Here is a 20,178-nt window from a genome sequence, read left to right on the forward strand (position 1 = left end):
CGGCCCCGGCGATGCGCGCGGACGAGGCCTACCTCGACCTGCGCGGCATCCACAAGCGCTTCGGCGCCTTCACCGCGCTGCAGAGCATCGACCTGGCGATCCGCAAGGGCGAGTTCGTGTGTTTCCTCGGCCCCTCGGGCTGCGGCAAGACCACGCTGCTGCGCATCGTCGCCGGGCTGGAGACGCAGACCTCCGGCCGCATCGTGCAGGCCGGCCGCGACATCTCGGTGCTGCCGCCGGCCGGGCGCGACTACGGGATCATGTTCCAGTCCTATGCCTTGTTCCCCAACCTGAGCGTGGCGCAGAACGTGGGCTACGGCCTCGTCAACCGCGGCCAGGGCCGGGCGCAGATCGCGGCCCGGGTGGAGGAACTGCTCGCCCTGGTCGGCCTGCCGGGCAGCGGCGCCAAATACCCGGCGCAGATGTCCGGCGGCCAGCAGCAGCGTATCGCGCTGGCGCGGGCCCTGGCCACCTCGCCCGGCCTGCTGCTGCTGGACGAGCCCCTGTCCGCGCTGGACGCCACCGTGCGGGTGCGCCTGCGCAACGAGATCCGCGGCCTGCAGCGCAGCCTGGGCGTGACCACCATCATGGTCACCCACGACCAGGAGGAAGCCCTGTCGGTGGCCGACCGCATCGTGGTGATGAACCACGGCGTGATCGAGCAGGTGGGCACGCCGATGGAGGTCTACCGCGAGCCGGCCACGCCCTTCGTGGCGCACTTCGTGGGCAAGGTCAACAAGCTGGCGGCGGTGGCCGAGGGCGAGCGCTGGTTCCGCTGCGGCGACAAGCGTTTCCAGAGCGCGCCCGGCACCGGGGCGGATTTCCGCGCCGGCCGCGAGGTCTCGCTCTACATGCGGCCGGAAGACCGGGTGGTCGGCGAGATGCCGGCCGACGAGCCGCTGCGCTGCGCCGGCACCGTGCGCGCCATCGAGTTCCTCGGCGGCAACTGCCTGGCCGAGGTGGATGTGGAGGGCCTGCCGGGCCAGCCGCTGCAGCTCCAGTACTCGCTCAACCAGATGGACGAATTCAATGTGCACGAGGGCGCCCGGGTGAGCTTCGCGCTGCGCGCCGACCGGCTGCGGGTGTTCCCCGCGGCGAACGCATGAACGCCGTGACAGCTGTGGCGGCCCCGGTGCGGGCGCCGGCCCTGCGGCAGCGGGTGGATGGCTCCGATCGTGTGGCCCACCTGGGCCTGCTGCTGGTCGTGGCGCTGCTCTGCGTGGGCCTGCTGGCACCGCTGGGGCTGATCCTGTCCAAGGCGCTGGACGCGCCGCAGGGCGCGGGCCTGGGCAATTTCACCGCCTACCTGGCGTCGCCCGCGCTGCTGACCAGCCTGTGGCACAGCGTCTGGGTGTCGGCGCTGGTGACGGCCATCGTGATCCCGCTGGCCTTCGCCTTCGCCTATGCGCTGACCCGCAGCTGCATGCGGGCCAAGCCGGTGCTGCGCGCGGTGATGCTGCTGCCGCTGCTGGCGCCTTCGCTGCTGTCGGCCATCTCGCTGATCTACTGGTTCGGCAACCAGGGGCTGGCCAAGGGCTTCTGGCTGGCGCTGGGCTTCGATGGCATCTACGGCGCGCCGGGCATCGTGCTGGCCGAATGCTTCGCCACCTTTCCCCATGTGCTGATGGTGCTGGTCACCGCCCTGGCGCTGGCCGACGCGCGGCTCTACGAGGCGGCCGATGCGCTGGGCACGGGCACCGTGCGCAAGTTCTTCACCATCACGCTGCCCGGCGCCAAGTACGGGCTGATCTCGGCGGCGCTGGTGTGCTTCACCCTGGTCATCACCGACTTCGGCATTCCCAAGGTGGTGGGCGGCAATTTCAATGTGCTGGCCACCGATGTCTTCAAGCTGGTGATCGGCCAGCAGGACTTCCAGCGCGGCGCGGTCGTGGCCCTGCTGCTGCTGTTGCCGGCGGTGCTGACCTTCGGTGTCGACACCCTGGTGCAGCGCAAGCAGACCGCCACGCTCACCGCGCGTGCCGTGGCCCTGGTGCCCCGGCCCGCGCGCGGCTTCGATGCGGCGATGACGGCCTACTGCCTGCTGATCGCGGCCCTGGTGCTGGCCATGTTCGGCATGGCGGTGTTCGCCTCCTTCGCCAAGCTCTGGCCCTACAACCTCACGCCGGGGCTGGGCCACTACATCTCGGGCCTGGTCGATGCGGAGCTGGGCGACGCGATGGTCAACAGCCTCAAGCTGGCGGCCAGCACCGCCGTCGTCGGCACGGCTGTCGTCTTCGTCGGCGCGTATCTGCTGGAGAAGACCCGGGGCTTCGATGCGCTGCGGCCGGTGGTGCGCCTGCTGGCCATGCTGCCGATGGCTGTGCCGGGCCTGGTGCTGGGCCTGGGCTATATCTTCTTCTTCAATGCGCCGGGCAATCCGCTGAACGGCCTCTACCAGACGCTGCCGCTGATGGTGCTGTGCACGGTGGTGCATTTCTATACGACCGGCCATCTGACGGTGGTGACGGCGCTGAAGGCCATCGATGCCGAATTCGAAGCGGTGTCCGCCTCGCTCAAGGTGCCGCTCTACAAGACCTTCTGGCGGGTGACGCTGCCGATCTGCCTGCCGGTGCTGCTGGACGTGTCGCGCTACTTCTTCATCAATGCGATGACGACGATCTCGGCGGTGGTCTTCCTGTATTCGCCCGACACCAAGCTGGCCTCGGTCGCCATCCTGAACCTGGACGAGGCGGGCGACACCGGCCCGGCTGCCGCCATGGCGGTGCTGATCGCCGGCACCTCCGCCCTGGTCACCCTGGCCTACATGGGCCTGGGCCGGCTGGTGGACCGCCGCACGCAAGCCTGGAGGGCCCCCGCGCGATGAGCTGCCTGGCTGTCTTCGACCTCGACAACACCCTGCTGACCGGCGACAGCGAAGTGCTGTGGGTACGCTACCTGCTGGACCAGGGCCTGCTGCCCGGCACGCTGGCCGAGCGCAATGCGGACATGGACCTGCGCTACCACGCAGGCAAGGCCACGCCGGCCGAGTTCTGCGCCTTCTACGCCTCCACCTTCGGCGGCCGCACGCCCGAGCAATGGGCGCCGGTGCTGCCCGGTTTCGTCCAGACCATCGTCCGGCCGCGCATCGCGCCCGGTGCCCATGCGCTGGTGGAACGCCATCGCGCGCGCGGCGACCTGCTGGTGCTGAGCACGGCCTCCAGCCGTTTCCTTTCGGAGCCCACCGCCGCGCTGCTGGGCTTCGAGCACCTGATCGCCACCGAGATGGAGATCGCCCCCGACGGCCGTTTCACCGGCCGCAACCAGGGCACGCTCAACATGCGTGAAGGCAAGGTGCTGCGCCTGCGGCACTGGCTGGGCGAACGCGGCATGGATGCCGACGAAACAATGGAGGCCGCCGTGTTCTACAGCGACTCCATCAACGACCTGCCGCTGCTCGCCGCCGTCGGCCGGCCGGTGGCGGTGACGCCCGATGCCCGGCTGGAAACCCAGGCCCGCATCCGCGGCTGGCAGGTGCTGCCCACGCTGGCGGTCGAACCCAGCCCTCTCTCCTGAACCTCATGGACAAACCTTACGACCTGATCGTCGTCGGCGCCGGCATCGTCGGCCTGGCGCATGCCTATACCGCCGCCCGACGCGGCCTGCGCGTCTGCGTGGTGGAGCGCGACGCGGCCTGCGTGGGCGCCTCGATCCGCAACTTCGGCTTCATCACCGTCACCGGGCAAGGTGCGGGCGACACCTGGCGCCGGGCGCGGCGGGCCCGCGAGATCTGGGGCGAAGTCGCACCGCAGGCCGGCATCGAAGCGATCCACCACGGGCTGTACCTCACGGCCTTCCGGCCGCAGGCGCTGAAGGTGCTGGAAGAGTTCATGGGCACCGAGATGGGCGAGCAGTGCGAGCTGCTCGACGTGGCCGAGGCCGCCCGGCGCTCCTCCGTGCTGCGGCTCGACGGCGCCCAGGGCGTGCTCTACAGCCCGCACGAGATGCGGGTCGAATCCCGCACCGCCATCGGCCTGTTGGCGAAATGGCTGGCCGAGGTGCATGGCGTGGACTTCCGTTTCTCGGAGGCGGTGCTGGAAGTGGCCACGCCCCGGGTGCGCACCTCGCGCGCCGTGCTGCATGCCGAGCGGGTGGCCGTCTGCACCAACACCGATCTCAACGGCCTGTTCGCCGAACGCATCGCGCCGCACCGGCTGCGCCTGTGCCTGCTGCACATGCTGCGGGTGGTGCCGGAGCCGGGCTTCAAGCTGCCCGGCTCCGTCATGGCCGACCTGAGCCTGGTGCGCTACCACGGCTACAGCCATTTGCCGGCGGCCCGGGTGCTGATGGAGCAGATGCGGCGGGAGGAGGGCGAGTCGCTGGACAACGGCATCCACCTGATCGTGGTGCAGAGCGCGGATGGCTCCCTGGTCGTCGGCGATTCCCACCACTACGGCGCCGCGCCCGAGCCCTTCGCCGACGAGCGGGTGGACGAACTCATCCTGCGCCATCTGAACGAAACCCTGAAGCTGCAGCAGTGCCGGGTGAGCGAACGCTGGGTCGGCATCTATCCCTCCTCGCCATCGACCGACTGCCTGATCGACAGCCCCGACGAAGCCACCCGCCTGGTGCTCGTCACCAGCGGCACCGGCGCCAGCACTGCCTTCGGCATCGCCGAGGACGTGTTCGCCGGCTGGTAAACCCAACAAGAGACATCCATGCGCCAGCAACCCGATCCCCGGCAACTCGCCGCCGTCGTCTTCGACTGGGCCGGCACCATCCTCGACTTCGGCTCCTGCGCGCCCATGGGCGCCTTCGTGAAGCTCTTCGACCGCTTCGGCGTGGCGATCACCATCGAACAGGCGCGCGGCCCGATGGGCGTGGCCAAGTGGGACCACATCAAGGCCCTGTCCCTGCTGCCCGAGGTGGCCGCGCAGTGGGAATCCAGATACGGCAAGCCGATCACGGATGCCGACGTGGACCATCTCTACGAGGTCTTCACCCCGATGAACGCCGCCGTGGTGGCTGACTTCGCCGACTTCATCCCCGGTGCGCTGGAGACGGTGGCCGCCTGCCGCGCACGCGGGCTGAAGATCGGCTCGACCACCGGCTACAACCGGCCGATCATGGACATCGTCACGCCCATCGCCGCGGCCGGCGGCTATGTGCCGGACAACCTGGTCTGCGCGGGCGATCTCGTCTCCGGCCGGCCCTCGCCGCTGATGATGTGGCGCAGCTTCGCCGACCTGGGCGTGTGGTGGCCGGCCACGGTGGTGAAGGTGGACGATACCGACGTGGGCATCCTCGAAGGCCTGCATGCCGGCACCTGGACGGTGGGTGTGGCCGTCAGCGGCAATGCCCTGGGCCTGACGCTGGCGGAGTGGCAGGCCCTGTCGCCCGGCGACCAGCAGGTGGCGCGCATTCGCGCATCGGCCAAGCTGTGGGATGCCGGGGCGCATTACGTCATCGATTCGGTGGCCGACCTGCTGCCGGTGCTGGACGAGATCGCCGGCAAACTGGCGCGCGGCCTCAGGCCCTGAGGGGGCGGCGCGGCAGAGGGCCACGGCCACGCAGGCTTCGAGCGTGAGCCGGCCGGCGGCGATCCAGGCATCGAGGGTGGTGTCGGGCAGGACCTCGAAGCGCAGCACCTCGCCATCCTGGTTGGCCGGCTGTTGGCCGGCGGGCAGGGTGCAGGCATAGGCATGCACGGTTTCCACCTGCCAGCCATGGCTGCCCGAATCAGAGACGGGCCGCCGCACGGTGAAACGGCCGGCGAAGACCGGCGGCGAGGCGAGGTCGGCGAAACGCAGGCCGGCTTCTTCCCAGGCTTCGCGCTCCAGCGCCTCTTCGACCGACTCCCTTGCCGACACCATGCCGCCCATCAGCGTGTCCCACAGGCCGGGGTCGGTGGCCTTGTCGAGGGCGCGCTGCTGCAGCCACCAGTGGCCGGTGACGGCGCATCGTGCATGCAGCTGCACTGCGTCGGTGTGGATGCCCAGCTGCCGCGCCACGCCGCGTTCGACCACGGCCAGCGCGGGTTCGCCGCTCGCCGCACGCACGGCCAGGGCCTCATCGCGCCAGCCGCCGGCATGGCCGGCCTCGCGCAGCCAGCGGGCGATGGCGGCCAGTGCAGCGTCCGGCTCGCCTTCCAGATGGCCATTGGCGCGGATGCCGAGCCCGGCCCGCGCCATCGCATCCAGCAGTTCGGGCGCCACCGAGCCGGCCTGCTGGCCCGCGATCCACAAAGGAATACGCGGCTGCACCGGCTCACGCGATGCACGCACGCGGATGTCCGGCCACCAGGGCGGCGCCTGCTTCTCATCGATTGCCATGTCCAAGATTTCCTCCGCTGGCCTGTGCAGGCCGAACATCCCACTGTGTCGCTGAGTCTTCTATAAGACCTTAAGCTCCAGGTCTTATAGAAGACCTGCGCCGTCATGAACCATTTTCCCAGCCCGCGCCTGCACCAGGGCGTTCTCGAATTCCCGGTCCACCACATGCGCGGCGGCACCTCCACCGGGCTTGTCATCCATGAGGCATTCGCGCCCGAAAGCCAGGCCCTGCGCGAGGAACTGCTGCGCCACCTGATGGGCGTTCCGCTGGCCGGACAGCGGCCCGGCAACCGCCAGATCACCGGCCTGGGCCGCGGCCCGGCGACCAGCAACAAGGTCTTCTTCGCCTACCGGGAAGACGGCCCCGAAGGCCCGCGCCTGGTCAGCACCCTGGCGCAACTGGCCAGCGACCATGGCGAAATCGACTGGAGCGTGAACTGCGGCAATATGTCCTCGGCCTTGCCGCTGTGGGCGATGGACACGGGGCTCTTCACCGCCGGGCCCGGCACCGTCGACCTGGACATCCGTAACACCAATACCGGCGTGATCACCACCGGCCGCATGGTGGTCCGGGAAGGCGGCGGCTTCGAGTTCGCCGCGATTCCCGGCGTGGACGGCGCCTTCCCCTCGGTCGACCTGTTCCTGCACCACCCGGTGGGCGCCAAGACCGGCCGCCTGCTGCCGACCGGCCGGGCGCTGGACACCATCGCCGGCCACGAGGTCTCCTGCGTGGATGTGGCCGTGCCCATGGTCATCCTCGACGCGGCGGGCTTCGGCAAGACGGCGCACGAGCCGGTGAAGGAACTGGAGGCCGATGCGGCATTCATGGCGGCCTTGCGTGCCGTCTGGATCGAGGCCGGCCTGCTGATGGGCCTGAAGCGGCGCGACGGCTCGCCCATGAGCCGGGCCGAGATCGAACGCAGCGAGACCATTCCCAAGGTCTGCATCGTCGGCGCTCCGCGCGCGGATGGCCACATCGCCGTGCGTTACTTCACGCCGCAGACGGGACATGCCTCGATGGCGGTTTCGGGCGGCTGCTGCCTGGCCGCCGCCGCGCTGATCGAGGGCTCGGTGGCCCACCGCGTCGCCCAGGGTTTGCCGGCCGTGGGTGCGGCCTTCGGCGAGGTGCAGGTCGGCATCGAGAACCCGGCCGGCATCCTGGAAGCCACGGTGGTGGCGCGCTGCGACGGCACCGGCCCGCTGGAGGTGGAACGCGCCGCCTACCGCCGCAGCGCCCAGGTGCTGCTGCGCGGCACGGTGCCCTTGTACCGGGCCTCGCCGGAACTGGTGGCGGCCGTGATGGAGCGCCAGGGCTGAGCGCGCCTCAGGCCGCCTCGGCGACGGCCTCGCGCTCGCGCCGGGCGGCCATGATGCGCCAGAGGTTGCCCTCGATCCAGTCGGTCAGCCCCTCCACCTGCCGCGCCACTTCCACGCCCATGGGTGTGAGCTGGTATTCGACATGCGGCGGCACGACGGGGTAGGACACCCGCAGCACGAAGCCATCGGCCTCCAGCCCCTGCAGGGTCTGCGCGAGCATCTTCTCGCTGACGCCGCCGACCTTGCGCCGCAGCTCGCTGAAGCGGTGCGTGCCCGACAGCAGCGCCACCAGCAGCAGCACGCCCCAGCGGCTGGTGACGTGCTGCAGCACCTCGCGCGAAGGGCAGTCGGCCACGAAGAGTTCGCCGCGCCGCATCTGCTCGGCCAGGCTGCGGGTGGGTGTGGGTGGGGTCATGACACTTACCTTCATGTGCGTACTTACGAAAAGTTCGTGTGGCCGGTATTGTCGCGGCTCTTTCTCGAAAACGCACAGGACATCTCATGATCGCCATCACCGGAGCCTCGGGCCAGCTGGGCCGCCTCGTCATCCAGGAACTGTTGAAGACCGTGCCCACGTCACAGATCGTCGCCGCCGTGCGCACGCCTTCGAAGCTGCAGGACCTCGCCGCGCTAGGCGTGGTCGTGCGGGAAGCCGACTACGAAAAGCCGGCCACCCTGGCCGCCGCCTTCGCCGGCGTGGACAAGCTGCTGCTGATCTCCTCCAACGAACTCGGCCGCCGCGCCACCCAGCACCGCGCCGCCATCGATGCCGCCAGGCAGGCGGGCGTGGGCCTCATCGCCTACACCAGCGTGCTGCATGCCGACCCATCGCCCCTGGCCCTGGCCGGCGAACATCGCGAGACCGAGGCCATGCTCCAGGCTTCCGGCGTGCCCTATGTGCTGCTGCGTAATGGCTGGTACACCGAGAACTACGCGGCGTCCATCCCGTCCGCGCTGCAGCACGGCGCCCTGCTGGGCAGCGCTGGCGAAGGCCGCATCGCCTCGGCCGCGCGTGCCGACTACGCCGCCGCGGCAGCCGTCGTGCTGCAGGCAGAAGGGCAGGCCGGCAAGGTCTACGAACTGGCCGGCGATGCCAGCTACACCCTGGCCGAGTTCGTCGCCGAGCTGTCCAAACAAACCGGCAAGACCATCGCCTACAACAACATGCCCGAAGCCGATTTCAAGGCCGTGCTCCTGCAGGTCGGGCTGCCCGAGGGCCTGGCCGGGCTGCTGTCCGATTCGGATGCCGCAGCCGCCAAGGGCGCGCTCTTCGACGACGGCCGCGCACTCTCGCGCCTGATCGGCCGTCCGACCACGCCGCTGGCCGTCACCATCGCGGCGGCCTTGAAGGCCTGAGGCGGCTCAGAACAGCCCGGCCTTGGCCAGGCCATAGGCCTTGTCGGCCGAGCCGGGCACGTTGCGAAAGCCGATGCTGAGGCGGTTCCAGGCATTGATCGTCATCACCACGAAGCTCAGGTCGCTGAGTTCCTTCTCGGAGAACTCGGCGCGCACGCTCTCGTAGATGTCGTCGGGCACGCCGTGTTCGGGCAGCTTTGTCAGCACCTCGGTCCAGGCCAGGGCGGCGCGTTCGCGTGCGCTGAACAGGGCCGACTCGCGCCAGATCGGCAGGTGGTAGATGCGCAGCTCGCGCTCGCCGTGGATCTTGGCTTCCTTCACATGCATGTCGAGGCAGAAGCCACAGCCGTTGATCTGCGAGGCGCGGATCTGCACCAGGTCGAACAAGGTGTTGTCGATGCTGCTCTTCTTGAGCAGCATGCTGAGTTCGACGAGCTTGTTGTAGAGCTCGGGGGATTGCTGAAGGGCGTTGATGCGCTGGGTCATGGTGTGCTCCGTTGGGCCATGAGTGCTCCGGAAAGTGGAGCCTCTGTCCTCAAGACGGCTCAGCCCGCGGCTTTGTGACAGCGCCCGCTCAAATACCCGAAGACAGCCGCGCGAGCTTGTGCGGATTGCGCTGCACATGGATGCGCAGGATGTGCTGGCCGTCGGTCTCGAAAGCCTGGGCCGATTCGATCCGCCCGTCGATCCAGCGCAGCAGCGCCCACTGGCCGTTGAACCGTACCAGCTCCACCCGCATCCGCTCGCCGTAGTTGCGGAAGGCCGCGAAGTACAGCTGCGCGATGCGGCGCGATCCCAGCAGCGCCTGGCCGAAGCTGGGCACGATGCCGCCGCCGTCGCTCAGCAATTCGGACTGCTCGGCCAGCAGCGCCTGCAGGCCGTGGAAGTCGCCGCGCGAAAGGGCGTCGGCAAAGCCCCGCAGCACCTGGTACTGCAGCTTCGGCTGCACGGCCGGCGCGGGGCCCGCCTCGCGCAGCTGCGCCTTGGCGCGGCTCACCACCTGGCGGGCCGCGGCCTCGCTCTTGCCGATGGCCTCGGCCACCTGGGCATAGTCGGCATCGAAGACCTCACGCAGCAGGAAGGCGGCGCGGGATTCGGGCGAGAGGCGGTCCAGCAGCACCAGGAAGGCGACCGAGATGTCGTCGGCCAGTTCGCGGGTCTGCTCTGGCGTCTCGGGGCCGCTCTCGGCCAGCGGCTCGGGCAGCCAGAAGCCGGGATAGGCCTCGCGCCGCACCTTGGCCGCGCGCAGGCGGTCGATGGCCATGCGGGTCGTCATGGTGACCAGCCAGGCCTCGGCATTGGCCACGCCCTGCTGCATGCGGCCTTCGTCCTCGTGCCAGCGCAGCCAGGCGTCCTGCACCAGGTCCTCGGCCTCGTGTACCGAGGCCAGCATGCGGTAGCCGATGGCCATCAGGCGCGGTCGCAGGCGTTCGAAGCTGCCGGTGGTGTCTTGCATGGCGGGGCAGTGTACGGCGGGGTGCTGGAATCAGGTCTTGATAAATATTCCAGAACTGGACAGAATATCCAGATGGCCAGGCGCAACCCCGAACACACCCTGCTGCTGCAACAGCTGCGGCATGTGGCCGATGGCCTGGCGCAGACCTTCGCGCCTTTCTGCGAAGTGGTGCTGCACGATCTGCGGGATCCGAAACACACGGTGCTGGCGATCCACAACGGGCTCTCGGGCCGCGAGCCCGGCGAGCCGGCCACGGCGCTGGGCCGGGCGCGCATCCTCGATCCGGAATATCCGCAGGTCATCGCCAACTACGCCAACCAGTTCGCCGATGGCCGGCAGGCCAAGAGCACCTCCATCGGCATCAAGGATTCGGAAGGCCGCTACGTGGCCGCCCTTTGCCTGAACGTGGACCTGACGCTGTTCAGCGGCTTCCAGACCGCGCTGGCCCAGTTCGCCGCGGTGGATGCGCACACGCCCGCCGGCGAATCGCTGGACCCGGACGGCGCCGAACGCCTGCGCCGCCGCATCGACGCCTTCGCCGCCCGGCTGGCCACCACGCCGCGGGCGCTGAAGGCCGCCGACCGGCGCGCCCTCCTCAAGGAACTGCGCGAGGCCGGCCTGCTAGACGTGCGCCGCGCCATGGACACCATCGCGGCGCATCTCGGTGTGTCGCGCGCCTCGGTCTACAGCTATGCCAAATGAGGCCCGCCTGATCCTGCTGGACCGCGACAGCCTCGCCAGCCTGCTGCAGCCCGACGAGGTGCTGGAGGCCGTGCGCGAGGCCTTCCGCCTGCACAGCCGTCGCGCGGGGCGGGTGTTTCCCGTGGTGCGCGAAGCCTTGCCCGGCGGCGGGGTGTTCGGCATCAAGTCGGGCGATGTGCCGGACGAGGCGCTGCTCGGCTTCAAGGCCGCAGGCTTCTGGCCTGCCAATCGCGCTCTGGGCGGCGAGCCGCACCAGGCCACCATCGTGTTGATCGATCCCAAGACCGGGCGGCCGCAGGGCGTGATCGACGGCAATGCCATCACCACTTTACGCACCGGCGCGGCCGGCGCCCTGGGCCTGCAGCTGCTGGCCCGGCCGGACTCCACAAGCGCCTGCGTTTTCGGCACCGGCGTGCAGGCCGGCATCCAGGTCGACTACGCCCTGCGGCTGCTGCCGGGCCTGCGCACCGTGCGTTATCTCACCCACGACGGCCTGCGGCGCCCCGCATTCGAGGCCCGCTTCGAAGGGCGCTGCGACATCGCCCTGGCCACCGATGCCAACGCAGCCGTCGAGGCCAGCGACATCGTCATCACCGCCACGCCCGGCAAGGCCGCGCTCTTCGACGCCGCCGCCGTGCGGCCCGGCACCCATCTCAATGCCGTGGGCGCCGACACCCGCGGCAAACGCGAGCTGCCCGAGGGCCTGCTGCCGCGCTGCCGGCTCTTCGTGGACGACCAGCTCCAGGCCCGCCAGATCGGCGAGGCGCAATGGTCGCCCGATACGGCCTGCACCGAGATCGGCGATGTGCTGACCGGCACTGCCGCCGCCTGCCGCCAGCCGCAGGACATCACCGTCTTCGACATGACCGGCCTGGCCCTGCAGGACCTCACCGTCGCCCGCCTGGTGCTGCAAGGCGCCGTGGCGCGCGGCATCGGCACCAGCATCGCCTGGCCCTGGTAATCCTTCCAACCCCAACCTTCCGACACCGCCATGACAGAACTCGTCCTGCCCACCTACGAAGACGTGAAGGCCGCAGCCGTGCGCCTCGAAGGCCATGCGCACAAGACCCCCGTCATCACCTCGCGCACCTTCGACGAGGAGACCGGCGCCCAGGTCTTCTTCAAGGCCGAGAACCTGCAGCGCATGGGCGCCTTCAAGTTCCGCGGCGGCTTCAATGCATTGAGCCGTTTCGACGAGCGCCAGCGCAAGGCGGGCGTGGTCACCTTCTCCTCGGGCAATCATGCGCAGGCGATCGCACTGTCGGCCCGCATCCTGGGCATTCCGGCCACCATCGTCATGCCGCACGACGCGCCGGCGATGAAGGTGGCCGCCACCAAGGGCTATGGCGGCAACGTGGTCTTCTACGACCGCTACAAGGAAGACCGCCAGAAGATCGGCCGCGACCTGGCCGAGCAGCACGGCATGACACTGATCCCGCCCTACGACCACCCCGATGTGATCGCCGGCCAGGGCACGGCCGCCAAGGAGCTGTTCGAAGAGGTCGGCCCGCTCGACGCCTTCTTCGTCTGCCTGGGCGGCGGCGGGCTGCTGTCGGGCTCGGCACTGGCCACCCGTGCCCTGTCGCCGGACTGCCAGCTCTACGGCGTGGAGCCGGAGGCCGGCAACGACGGCCAGCAGTCCTTCCGGTCGGGCAGCATCGTCCACATCGACACCCCCAAGACCATCGCCGACGGCGCGCAGACCCAGCACCTGGGCGACTACACCTTCGGCATCATCCGCCGCGACGTGAACGACATCGTGACCGTGTCGGACGCCGAATTGGTCGAGGCCATGCGCTTCGCCGCATCGCGCATGAAGCTGGTGATCGAGCCGACCGGCTGCCTCGGTTTCGCCGCCGTGCGCAAGATGAAGGACCAGCTGCGCGGCAAACGCGTGGGGGTGCTGGTCAGCGGGGGGAATGTGGATATCGCGAGCTTCTGCCGTTTGCTGGGCTGAGGTCTTCTGCGGCGTGGGGCTCGCCCGGTTTGGCGGCCTCGCTTTGCTCCCATGCCGCCACTTCCTTGATCGCCAGGGCCTGGGTTTGCTCGAACAAGTCCTGATCCTTCAGGAAATCGTCAAGGCTCGATCCGTGATGCTTGCTGCTGTTCATGTTTTCAACTCCATCAGCAGAAGGTAGCAAGCCTTGCTTGCCATTCGTCAGCGATAGGTGCAGCTGAGAGGCTCTTCAGGCCTGCAAGATCGCTCTGACGCGGTCCAGAACCGGCCGCATCCGATCAGGCTGCTCCTGCAGCCACCGATGCAGCAAATGCCCGGCCGGCAATGAAATCAGCTCGACGCGGGCCGCCTGCCTGGCCCGTTGGCGGTATTGCTCGATGACCGCGGGCGGGATGACGGCGTCCTGCTCGCCGAGCACCAGCAGCAGCCGGCCGCGAAAGTGCTCCAGCGCCTCGAAGGCGGGCGATGCGGCGAAGTCGCTGGTGGACCGGATGGTCTGCTGGAACGCCGGGCCGAAGGGCAGGGGCTCGGCGGCGGCTTCGTAGGCGGCGGGGCAGAACAGCACCAGGGCTTCGGGCTGCAGGCGGGTGATCAGGCGGCAGGCGATATGGCCGCCCATGCTGCTGCCGATGAGGGCCAGGGGAGGGCGCATCCGCCGGGCCTGGGCGACCGCCACCGCCTGCTCGACGCGGTCGTCCAGGCTGGAATCGGAAAGCTCGCCGCCGGTGTCGCCGTGGCCGATGTGGTCGAAGGCGGCGCCGGGCAGGCCGTGCTCGGCGAGGTGGGTGAGCAGGTATTGGGCGGTGCGGTGGTTCGACTGCCCGCCGCCGTGCAGGGCCAGCACGCGGAGTGTGTCGCCATCGGCGGCCGAGGTGATCGCGCCGGCCAGGCGGTAGCCGCGAAAGGGAACGCTGAACGCGCGGACCGCCGTCATCACGCTTCGAGCAGCCAGGCCGGGACGTCCCACTGCAGCAACTCGGCCACCCGGCACATCACCCAGCGGGCTTCCGCCGGGCTGACGCTGGCCGGCGGCTGCAACAGGCCGTCCAGGCATTTGCGCAGCGCCTCGCTCTCGCTGAGGTTGCCGCCGAACTGCACCGTCTGGCACAGCTCCGACACCTGGGCGGCCAGGTCCTCGCAGAATTCGAGCCGCGCTTCCAGGGCCTCGCGGGCCAGCGTGGGCCGGCCGCGCTGCAGGTACAGCGCCATGAAGCTCTCGGGAATCGGGATCTGGTTGGTGTCTTCTTCCATGGCGGTTCTCCAGTTTTTCAAGCCGCGCTGGCGGGCAGGCCGAAGATGCGGTCGAAGGCCCAGTTGAAGACGAAGGTGTAGACCAGGAAGAAGCAGAGCAGGCCGATGTCCAGCCAGAAGGCCTGCACGATGGACACCCCCAGCCCGAAGGCCACCAGCGGGATCAGCATCAGCGCCAGCCCGCCCTCGAAACCCACGGCATGGGCCACGCGCCGCGCCAGGCTGCGGCCGCGTTTGGCCTGGCCCGCCTCCCAGCGCTCGAAGAGCATGTTGAAGACCAGGTTCCAGAGCACCGCCACCACCGAGCAGGCCACCGCCACCAGCGTGGCGCGGCCCAGCTGTTGCTCGCCGCCGGTCGTGGCCGACAGGCCGAAACTGGTGCAGACGATGGCGATTCCCTCGTACAAGCCCACAAACACCACCCGCCGCCAGATACCCTGCATCGCCTGCCTTTTTCGTAGAGCCGTGGAATGTACAGAAAAAGCGTGACGCTCAATGTCCGGCCAGGGATTGCAGGCGCCGCAGCGTCTCGGCCGCCAGCGTGCGGGTCAGCTCGGCCGCCGGCATCGCACGGCCCAGGGCCGCGGACTGGCCCGACCAGAGGGACATGAAGTCGCCCGAGCCCGTGGGCTCACTGGCCGCACGCAGGGGTGCGAGTGCGCCGCCAGCCAGCGGAAAGGCCGGCGCCAGCGGCGACATCGGGCCCAGATCCCGCATCACCCTGTTCATCAGCCCGCGCGCCGGCCGGCCGGTGAAGATCCGGGTCATGGCGGTGCTGTCGTCATGCGATGCCTTCAGGGCGGCCCGGTGCGGCGCCGGCACCTTGGCCTCGGGGCTGAACAGATAGGCCGTGCCCAGCTGCACCGCCGATGCGCCCAGCGCGAAGGCGGCCGCGATGCCGCGTGCATCGCCGATGCCGCCGGCCGCGATCACCGGCACGCCGATCGCATCGACCACCTGCGGCACCAGGGCCATGGTGCCGACCTGGGTGGCGATGTCGTCGCTGAGGAACATGCCGCGATGGCCGCCGGCCTCCGCACCCTGGGCGATGACGGCGTCGCAGCCGCGCTCGGCCAGCCAGACGGCCTCGCGCACCGTGGTGGCCGAGGAGATGACCTTGGCGCCCGTGGCCTTGACCCGGTCCAGCAGCGCGGCGGGCGGCAGGCCGAAATGGAAGCTCACCACCTGCGGGCGCAGCTCCTCGACCAGGGCGCAGAGCTTCTCGTCGAAGGGCGCGCGGCTGGAGACGGGGATGGGGCCGTCCGGATCCACGCCCAGCTCCAGGTAATAGGGCCGCAGCCACGCGCGCCAGGCCTGTTCGGCCGCCTCGTCGGCCAGCGGTGCCTGGTGGCAGAAGAAGTTCAGGTTGAGCGGCTTGCCGGACTGCTGGCGAAAGCTCGCGATCTCCGTCCGCGCCTGGGCTTCGCTGAGCAGGGCGCAGGGCAGGGAGCCCAGGCCGCCGCCCTCGGCCACGGCGATGGCCAGCGGCGACAGGCCGGGCCCGGCCATGGGGCCGAGCAGGATGGGCAGTTCGATATCGAAGAGTTCGGTGACTGCGGTGGGCAGTGCCATGTTGGGTCCTTGGTTCCAGGGGGGAAGGATGTTCAGCGGGTGAGGAACTTGCCGACGTAGAGCCGCCGGGCCCGGTCCATGTGTTCCAGCGCCAGTGCGCCCAGCGTGGGCCGGTCGCCTCTCCGCAGCGATTCCACCATGGCGGCGTGTTCCTCGCAGGCCTGGGCCAATGCCCCCGCGTCGGCGATGCCATAGGCCCGGGCGGGAAAACTCAGCCAGTCGTGCAGCCGGATCGATTCGGCCAGGTAAGGGTTGTCGCACAGGCCGTAGAGCACCCGGTGGAAGGCCATGTTGGTGCGGTGGATGGCGATCAGGTCGCCGGTCAGCACGGCGGCGGCATGGGCGTCGCGCGCGGCCTCCAGGGCCTGCAGCCGGGGCGGTGCGGGCGGCATGGGCATCAGGTCGACGGCGGCCTGGTGCAGCACCGAACGCATGTGATAGAGCGCGCCCAGCGTGGCCTCGTCGAAGCGCCGGATCTGCGCGCCCAGGTGGGGCGGTTTCACCACCACGCCGAGCCGCTGCAGTTCGACCAGGGCCGCGCGCACCACATGGCGCTTGGCCTGGTAGTCCTCCATCAGGTGGTCTTCGATCAGCCGGTTCCTGGGCAGGATGCGGCTGCGGATGATGTCGGTCTCGATCGCGGCGATGACGGCGGCGACGGCTTCGGGTAATGCACTGCCGGGGAAAACCCCAATATCTCCGGCTGAATCTTGTTTTTTGCTCATGGCTTTTCGCTGAATCCGCACATTATCAATAGTTTTATTGCCAGGATTGGCGACAACGTGCTTGTTGTGATGCGCCATGGCCATCCCTATGCTGGCGGCCAGCCAACAACGAGGATGAATCATGGACGCGTCCAGCGCCCCGCAGGAACTGATCAGCATTAATCCGGCCAATGGCGCGGAAATCGCGCGCGTGAAAATCACCACGATTCCCGAACTGGATGCCGCGGTGGCCACGGCGCAGCGGGCATTCGAGGAGTCGGGCTGGAAATCGCTACTGCCGCATAAACGCGCGCTGGTATTGCAGGCGATCGCCGACGGACTGCTCGCCGAGAAAGAATCGCTGGCCCGGCTGCAAATGCAGGATAACGGCAAGCCGCTGGCCGAATGCCGCGGCATGGTGGAATCGGCGATCGGCACCTTTCGATATTACGCAGGCGTTTGCGAGGTATTGGAAACCGAAGTCACGCCGCCGCGCGGCGATTATGTTTCCTTCACGGTGCTGGAGCCTTTCGGTGTGGTCGCGGCGATTACGCCGTGGAACTCGCCGATCATGAACGATGCCACCAAGGTGGCACCGGCGCTGGCCGCGGGCAATGCGGTGCTGCTCAAGCCATCGGAGGATTCGCCGCTGCTGGCGCCGGAGCTGGCGCGCATCGCCCTGGCGGCCGGCCTGCCGGCGGGCCTGCTGCAGGTGGTGCAGGGGCGCGGTGCGGAGTTGGGGGCGGCGCTGGTGGCGCATCCGGGCGTGCGCATGATTTCCTTCACCGGCGGTACCGTGTCCGGCCGCGCCATCGCCCGGGTGGCGGGCGACCGGCTGGTGCCGGCGGCGCTGGAGCTGGGCGGCAAGTCGCCGCATGTGGTGTTCGCCGATGCCAACCGGGCGCATGCGGTGGCGGCGGTGGTGGCCGGCATCTTCGGCTCGGCCGGGCAGTCCTGCGTGGCGGGCTCGCGGCTGTTCATCGAGGAAAGCATTTACGACGAGGTGCTGCGGCAGGTGGTGGAGCGCACCCGCGTGCTGCGGGTGGCGCTGCCGGATGCGCCGGATGTCGAAGTCGGCCCGCTGGCCTCCTTCCATCACCGCGAGCGGGTGGCGCGTTTCGTGGACCGGGCGCGGGCGGAGGGCGGCCGGGTGCTCTGCGGCGGTCAGGCGCCGGAGGGCGACGGTTATGCGCAGGGCGCTTTCTATCTGCCGACCGTCATCGACGGCCTGGCGCCCGGATCCCTGTCCTGCCAGGAGGAGGCCTTCGGCCCCGTTCTGGTGGCGCTGCCGTTTCGCGACGAAGCCGACCTGATCGCCCAGGCCAATGGCACGGCCTTCGGCCTGGCCTGCGGCATCTGGTCCGAGGATTTCAAGCGCGCCTGGCGGATCGGTCGGGCGCTGGAAGCCGGATCGGTCTGGATCAATACCTACAAGCAGTCGGTCACCAGCACGCCATTCGGCGGTTTCAAGAACAGCGGCATCGGCCGGGAAAAGGGTATCGACGGCCTGCGGCTGTATGCGCAGGTCAAGAGCATGTATTTCGGCCTGCACGAGAAAGCGCTGGCCGTTGCCAAATAAGGAGAGAGAAACGATGAGCGATATTCAAACCAGCCCGTCCGCGGCGCCGGTGGCCGTGTATGGCCTGGGCAATATGGGTTTTCCGATCGCGGCGCGTGTTGCGCGGCGTTTTCCGGTGCTGGTGTCGGATCTGGACGAGTCCCAGCTCGAACGCTCTGTCCAGGCATTCGCCGCCAGGCCGATCGCCACGACCGCCGATCTGGCGCAGGTCCGGGTCGTGGTGCTGTCCCTGCCGAGTCCTGCCATTTCGCAGGCGGTGATCCGCCAGATCGCGCCGGCCTTGCCCCGCGGCGCGGTGGTGCTGGAAACCAGCACCGTCAATCCCGAGGACATCCACGCTGCCAGCGCACTGCTGCGGCCCTTCGGCATCGCGCTGGTGGATGCCTCCGTGATGGCCGGCGTCAGCCAGATGGAGGCGGGCAGCGCCACGCTCGCCCTGGGCGGTGCCATGGAGGCCATCGCCCTCGCGCAGCCGGTGCTCGATGCCATCGCCCAGAAGCAGGTGTACTTCGGCCAGAGCGGTGCCGGCGCGGCCGCCAAGGTCATCAACAACGCCGTGGCCCACGCGGTGATGGTGGTGGTGGCCGAAGCCGGCTCGCTGGCCACGGCGGCCGGCGTCAGCTGCGAGAAGCTGATCGCGCTGCTGTCGGACGCACAGATGGGCCTGCACCGCCCGCTGACCCACCGTTATGCCGAACGCATCGTGCAGGGCAACTACGCCGGCGGCATGCCGCTGGACGCGGCCCGCAAGGATTCGGTGCTGGCGCTGCAGCTGGCGCAGTCGCTGGGTGTGCCGCTGTTCGCCATCCAGGGCTCGCACTCGGTCTACGAAATGGCGGCGACGGCGGGTTATGGCCGCGACGACTATGCCGCCATCGCCAAGCTCTGGGCCGACTGGGGCCGGCCGACGGTGCCCGCGGCCGGCGATTGAGCGCCGGGCTTTTATTTCCCACAAGACCCATCCCGAGGAGACAACCATGAACATCGACAAGAAACGCCCATCGTCCCGCCGCGGCCTGCGCGCCATCGCCGCAGCCGCGGTCGGGCTGCTCGGCCTGCTGTCCGCGCCCGCCTGGGCCTGGCCGGACCGGCCGATCGAACTGGTGGTCGGCTTCGCCGCCGGCGGCGGCACCGACATCACCGCCCGCACCGTGGCCATGCACCTGGGCAAGCTGCTCAACACCTCGGTGGTGGTGAGCAACAAGGCCGGCGCTTCGGGAGAACTGGGCCTGGCCTTCGTCGCCAAGGCCCCGCCGGACGGCTATGTGATCGGCATGACCAATATGCCCGGACTGGTGACCCTGCCGATCGAGCGCCGCACCCAGTTCAAGGCCGAGGACTTCAGCTACATCGCCAACCTGGTGCGCGACCCCAGCGCCTTCAGCGTGAACGCCGGCAGCAAGTACCGCACCGTGGCCGACCTGGTGGCCGATGCCAAGGCCCGGCCGGGCGAGATCAGCTACGGCTCGACCGGCGTGGGCACCGACGACCACCTGGCCATGGTGCTGTTCGAACGCCTGACCGGCACCCGGCTGAACCATGTGCCCTTCAACGGCGCCGGCCCGCTGCGCAATGCGCTGTTCGGCGGGCATATCGTGATCGGCGGCATGAACCTGGGCGAGGTCATGCCCTTCAAGTCCAAGGTGGTCGTCCTGGGTGAAGCCGGCGCCGCCCGTTCGCGGCTGGCGCCCGAGGTGCCTAGCTTCGTGGAGCAGGGCGTGAACCTGGTCTTCAGCTCGGAGCGCGGCATCGTCGCACCGCGCAACCTGTCGCCGGAGGTGCTGCAGAAACTGACCGAGGCGCTGCGCACCATGGCGGCGGATCCGGAATTCCAGAAGCAGATGGAGGACCAGTTCACCGAAATGGACTACCTGGAGGGCGCTGCCTGGAAGACCCGGCTGGACAAGGCCACGCAGGAGTTCACCACGCTGTGGAAGAGCAATCCCTGGGGCGATGCGCAGCGGCCGCAGTGAGCGAATTCCCGGAGCACGGGAACGTCTGTTAGCGCTAATAAT

The 20,178-nt window shown here is 69.2% G+C and carries 22 protein-coding genes and 1 pseudogene; 13 read left to right on the forward strand and 10 right to left on the reverse strand.

All coding sequences use genetic code 11. The annotated features are described in order from the left end of the window. Nucleotides 1-11: 11 nt before the first annotated feature. From GT347_RS25735 to phnX, 5 genes are read left to right on the forward strand one after another with little or no spacing between them, the layout of a single operon-like run. Complete coding sequence (locus tag GT347_RS25735; RefSeq protein WP_160555523.1) at nucleotides 12-1,106, forward strand: putative 2-aminoethylphosphonate ABC transporter ATP-binding protein; 1,095 nt, start codon at nucleotides 12-14, stop codon at nucleotides 1,104-1,106. Next, nucleotides 1,103-2,824 (forward strand): putative 2-aminoethylphosphonate ABC transporter permease subunit, encoded by a 1,722-nt coding sequence (locus tag GT347_RS25740; RefSeq protein ID WP_160554897.1) that lies wholly within the window; start codon nucleotides 1,103-1,105, stop codon nucleotides 2,822-2,824. The genes GT347_RS25735 and GT347_RS25740 overlap by 4 nt, the downstream gene beginning before the upstream one ends. Then, the gene (locus GT347_RS25745; RefSeq protein ID WP_160554898.1) at nucleotides 2,821-3,513 is read left to right on the forward strand and encodes an HAD family hydrolase; all 693 of its coding nucleotides are present in this window, start codon (nucleotides 2,821-2,823) and stop codon (nucleotides 3,511-3,513) included. The genes GT347_RS25740 and GT347_RS25745 overlap by 4 nt, the downstream gene beginning before the upstream one ends. Nucleotides 3,514-3,518: 5 nt before the next feature. After that, nucleotides 3,519-4,637: a TIGR03364 family FAD-dependent oxidoreductase gene (locus GT347_RS25750; RefSeq protein WP_160554899.1), complete on the forward strand. Its 1,119-nt coding sequence runs from the start codon at nucleotides 3,519-3,521 to the stop codon at nucleotides 4,635-4,637. Between the two features lie 18 nt (nucleotides 4,638-4,655). Next, nucleotides 4,656-5,477, forward strand: a complete 822-nt coding sequence (phnX, locus tag GT347_RS25755) for a phosphonoacetaldehyde hydrolase (protein WP_160554900.1) — start codon at nucleotides 4,656-4,658, stop codon at nucleotides 5,475-5,477. A 144-nt stretch (nucleotides 5,478-5,621) separates the two neighbouring features. On the opposite strand, the pseudogene GT347_RS25760 reads toward phnX, so the two are convergent. Continuing rightward, nucleotides 5,622-6,308, reverse strand: a pseudogene (locus tag GT347_RS25760) (DUF4743 domain-containing protein); the annotation flags it as partial. A gap of 66 nt (nucleotides 6,309-6,374) precedes the next feature. Here GT347_RS25760 and GT347_RS25765 point away from each other — a divergent pair. Next, entirely contained in the window at nucleotides 6,375-7,586 is a 1,212-nt protein-coding gene (locus GT347_RS25765) for a PrpF domain-containing protein (RefSeq protein WP_160554901.1), read from the forward strand. 7 nt (nucleotides 7,587-7,593) lie between these two features. Here the strand turns inward: GT347_RS25765 and GT347_RS25770 are convergent, their stop codons facing one another. Further along, nucleotides 7,594-8,001, reverse strand: a complete 408-nt coding sequence (locus tag GT347_RS25770; protein WP_160554902.1) for a winged helix-turn-helix transcriptional regulator — start codon at nucleotides 7,999-8,001, stop codon at nucleotides 7,594-7,596. 86 nt (nucleotides 8,002-8,087) lie between these two features. Here GT347_RS25770 and GT347_RS25775 point away from each other — a divergent pair, with 86 nt between their 5' ends. Next, the gene (locus tag GT347_RS25775; RefSeq protein WP_160554903.1) at nucleotides 8,088-8,942 is read left to right on the forward strand and encodes an SDR family oxidoreductase; all 855 of its coding nucleotides are present in this window, start codon (nucleotides 8,088-8,090) and stop codon (nucleotides 8,940-8,942) included. Nucleotides 8,943-8,948: 6 nt separating this feature from the next. On the opposite strand, the gene GT347_RS25780 is transcribed toward GT347_RS25775, so the two are convergent. Next, entirely contained in the window at nucleotides 8,949-9,428 is a 480-nt protein-coding gene (locus GT347_RS25780) for a carboxymuconolactone decarboxylase family protein (RefSeq protein ID WP_160554904.1), read from the reverse strand. 88 nt (nucleotides 9,429-9,516) lie between these two features. Then, complete coding sequence (sigJ, locus tag GT347_RS25785; protein ID WP_160554905.1) at nucleotides 9,517-10,398, reverse strand: RNA polymerase sigma factor SigJ; 882 nt, start codon at nucleotides 10,396-10,398, stop codon at nucleotides 9,517-9,519. A 72-nt stretch (nucleotides 10,399-10,470) separates the two neighbouring features. Here sigJ and GT347_RS25790 point away from each other — a divergent pair, with 72 nt between their 5' ends. From GT347_RS25790 to GT347_RS25800, 3 genes are read left to right on the forward strand one after another with little or no spacing between them, the layout of a single operon-like run. Continuing rightward, nucleotides 10,471-11,100 carry a helix-turn-helix transcriptional regulator gene (locus tag GT347_RS25790; RefSeq protein WP_160554906.1) on the forward strand — a complete coding sequence of 210 codons (630 nt, stop codon included), beginning with the start codon at nucleotides 10,471-10,473 and terminating at the stop codon, nucleotides 11,098-11,100. Continuing rightward, nucleotides 11,090-12,061 (forward strand): ornithine cyclodeaminase family protein, encoded by a 972-nt coding sequence (locus tag GT347_RS25795; RefSeq protein ID WP_160554907.1) that lies wholly within the window; start codon nucleotides 11,090-11,092, stop codon nucleotides 12,059-12,061. Before GT347_RS25790 ends, GT347_RS25795 begins: the two co-directional genes overlap by 11 nt. A 30-nt stretch (nucleotides 12,062-12,091) precedes the next feature. Continuing rightward, nucleotides 12,092-13,057 (forward strand): threo-3-hydroxy-L-aspartate ammonia-lyase, encoded by a 966-nt coding sequence (locus tag GT347_RS25800; protein WP_160554908.1) that lies wholly within the window; start codon nucleotides 12,092-12,094, stop codon nucleotides 13,055-13,057. Here GT347_RS25800 and GT347_RS25805 read toward each other — a convergent pair. From GT347_RS25805 to GT347_RS25830, 6 genes are all read right to left on the reverse strand, one after another. After that, nucleotides 13,008-13,211, reverse strand: a complete 204-nt coding sequence (locus GT347_RS25805; RefSeq protein ID WP_160554909.1) for a hypothetical protein — start codon at nucleotides 13,209-13,211, stop codon at nucleotides 13,008-13,010. The genes GT347_RS25800 and GT347_RS25805 overlap by 50 nt on opposite strands. Nucleotides 13,212-13,286: 75 nt before the next feature. After that, on the reverse strand, nucleotides 13,287-13,991 hold the full coding sequence (locus tag GT347_RS25810) for an alpha/beta hydrolase (protein WP_160554910.1): 705 nt from the start codon (nucleotides 13,989-13,991) through the stop codon (nucleotides 13,287-13,289). Then, a complete protein-coding gene (locus tag GT347_RS25815) occupies nucleotides 13,991-14,308 on the reverse strand; it encodes an ATPase with chaperone activity (protein ID WP_160554911.1) in 318 nt (105 codons plus the stop codon). Before GT347_RS25815 ends, GT347_RS25810 begins: the two co-directional genes overlap by 1 nt. Before the next feature lie 17 nt (nucleotides 14,309-14,325). Next, nucleotides 14,326-14,751, reverse strand: coding sequence for a PACE efflux transporter (locus GT347_RS25820; RefSeq protein ID WP_160554912.1), 426 nt, complete (start codon nucleotides 14,749-14,751; stop codon nucleotides 14,326-14,328). Nucleotides 14,752-14,800: 49 nt separating this feature from the next. Next, complete coding sequence (locus GT347_RS25825) at nucleotides 14,801-15,880, reverse strand: NAD(P)H-dependent flavin oxidoreductase (protein ID WP_160554913.1); 1,080 nt, start codon at nucleotides 15,878-15,880, stop codon at nucleotides 14,801-14,803. Nucleotides 15,881-15,912: 32 nt separating this feature from the next. Continuing rightward, on the reverse strand, nucleotides 15,913-16,605 hold the full coding sequence (locus GT347_RS25830) for a GntR family transcriptional regulator (RefSeq protein ID WP_160554914.1): 693 nt from the start codon (nucleotides 16,603-16,605) through the stop codon (nucleotides 15,913-15,915). Nucleotides 16,606-16,726: 121 nt separating this feature from the next. Here GT347_RS25830 and GT347_RS25835 point away from each other — a divergent pair, with 121 nt between their 5' ends. The 3 genes from GT347_RS25835 to GT347_RS25845 are packed head-to-tail and all read left to right on the forward strand — an operon-like array spanning nucleotide 16,727 to nucleotide 20,136. Next, nucleotides 16,727-18,163, forward strand: a complete 1,437-nt coding sequence (locus tag GT347_RS25835; RefSeq protein WP_160554915.1) for an aldehyde dehydrogenase — start codon at nucleotides 16,727-16,729, stop codon at nucleotides 18,161-18,163. Between the two features lie 13 nt (nucleotides 18,164-18,176). After that, nucleotides 18,177-19,094 (forward strand): NAD(P)-dependent oxidoreductase, encoded by a 918-nt coding sequence (locus GT347_RS25840; RefSeq protein WP_160554916.1) that lies wholly within the window; start codon nucleotides 18,177-18,179, stop codon nucleotides 19,092-19,094. Nucleotides 19,095-19,140: 46 nt separating this feature from the next. Beyond that, on the forward strand, nucleotides 19,141-20,136 hold the full coding sequence (locus GT347_RS25845; protein WP_160554917.1) for a tripartite tricarboxylate transporter substrate binding protein: 996 nt from the start codon (nucleotides 19,141-19,143) through the stop codon (nucleotides 20,134-20,136). Nucleotides 20,137-20,178: the final 42 nt, after the last annotated feature.

Source organism: Xylophilus rhododendri (genome assembly GCF_009906855.1).
Lineage (GTDB): Bacteria > Pseudomonadota > Gammaproteobacteria > Burkholderiales > Burkholderiaceae_C > Xylophilus > Xylophilus rhododendri.

Bases quoted from the DNA above. Each gene is read 5' to 3' on its own strand.
- GT347_RS25810 (WP_160554910.1), bottom strand. From the start codon at position 13,991: ATGACGGCGGTCCGCGCGTTCAGCGTTCCCTTTCGCGGCTACCGCCTG.
- GT347_RS25735 (WP_160555523.1), top strand. From the start codon at position 12: ATGCGCGCGGACGAGGCCTACCTCGACCTGCGCGGCATCCACAAGCGC.
- GT347_RS25775 (WP_160554903.1), top strand. From the start codon at position 8,088: ATGATCGCCATCACCGGAGCCTCGGGCCAGCTGGGCCGCCTCGTCATC.
- GT347_RS25765 (WP_160554901.1), top strand. From the start codon at position 6,375: ATGAACCATTTTCCCAGCCCGCGCCTGCACCAGGGCGTTCTCGAATTC.
- GT347_RS25845 (WP_160554917.1), top strand. From the start codon at position 19,141: ATGAACATCGACAAGAAACGCCCATCGTCCCGCCGCGGCCTGCGCGCC.
- GT347_RS25795 (WP_160554907.1), top strand. From the start codon at position 11,090: ATGCCAAATGAGGCCCGCCTGATCCTGCTGGACCGCGACAGCCTCGCC.
- GT347_RS25770 (WP_160554902.1), bottom strand. From the start codon at position 8,001: ATGACCCCACCCACACCCACCCGCAGCCTGGCCGAGCAGATGCGGCGC.
- GT347_RS25830 (WP_160554914.1), bottom strand. From the start codon at position 16,605: ATGAGCAAAAAACAAGATTCAGCCGGAGATATTGGGGTTTTCCCCGGC.
- GT347_RS25825 (WP_160554913.1), bottom strand. From the start codon at position 15,880: ATGGCACTGCCCACCGCAGTCACCGAACTCTTCGATATCGAACTGCCC.
- GT347_RS25750 (WP_160554899.1), top strand. From the start codon at position 3,519: ATGGACAAACCTTACGACCTGATCGTCGTCGGCGCCGGCATCGTCGGC.
- GT347_RS25815 (WP_160554911.1), bottom strand. From the start codon at position 14,308: ATGGAAGAAGACACCAACCAGATCCCGATTCCCGAGAGCTTCATGGCG.
- GT347_RS25780 (WP_160554904.1), bottom strand. From the start codon at position 9,428: ATGACCCAGCGCATCAACGCCCTTCAGCAATCCCCCGAGCTCTACAAC.
- GT347_RS25835 (WP_160554915.1), top strand. From the start codon at position 16,727: ATGGACGCGTCCAGCGCCCCGCAGGAACTGATCAGCATTAATCCGGCC.
- GT347_RS25820 (WP_160554912.1), bottom strand. From the start codon at position 14,751: ATGCAGGGTATCTGGCGGCGGGTGGTGTTTGTGGGCTTGTACGAGGGA.
- GT347_RS25800 (WP_160554908.1), top strand. From the start codon at position 12,092: ATGACAGAACTCGTCCTGCCCACCTACGAAGACGTGAAGGCCGCAGCC.
- GT347_RS25740 (WP_160554897.1), top strand. From the start codon at position 1,103: ATGAACGCCGTGACAGCTGTGGCGGCCCCGGTGCGGGCGCCGGCCCTG.
- GT347_RS25805 (WP_160554909.1), bottom strand. From the start codon at position 13,211: ATGAACAGCAGCAAGCATCACGGATCGAGCCTTGACGATTTCCTGAAG.
- GT347_RS25790 (WP_160554906.1), top strand. From the start codon at position 10,471: ATGGCCAGGCGCAACCCCGAACACACCCTGCTGCTGCAACAGCTGCGG.
- phnX (WP_160554900.1), top strand. From the start codon at position 4,656: ATGCGCCAGCAACCCGATCCCCGGCAACTCGCCGCCGTCGTCTTCGAC.
- GT347_RS25840 (WP_160554916.1), top strand. From the start codon at position 18,177: ATGAGCGATATTCAAACCAGCCCGTCCGCGGCGCCGGTGGCCGTGTAT.
- GT347_RS25745 (WP_160554898.1), top strand. From the start codon at position 2,821: ATGAGCTGCCTGGCTGTCTTCGACCTCGACAACACCCTGCTGACCGGC.
- sigJ (WP_160554905.1), bottom strand. From the start codon at position 10,398: ATGCAAGACACCACCGGCAGCTTCGAACGCCTGCGACCGCGCCTGATG.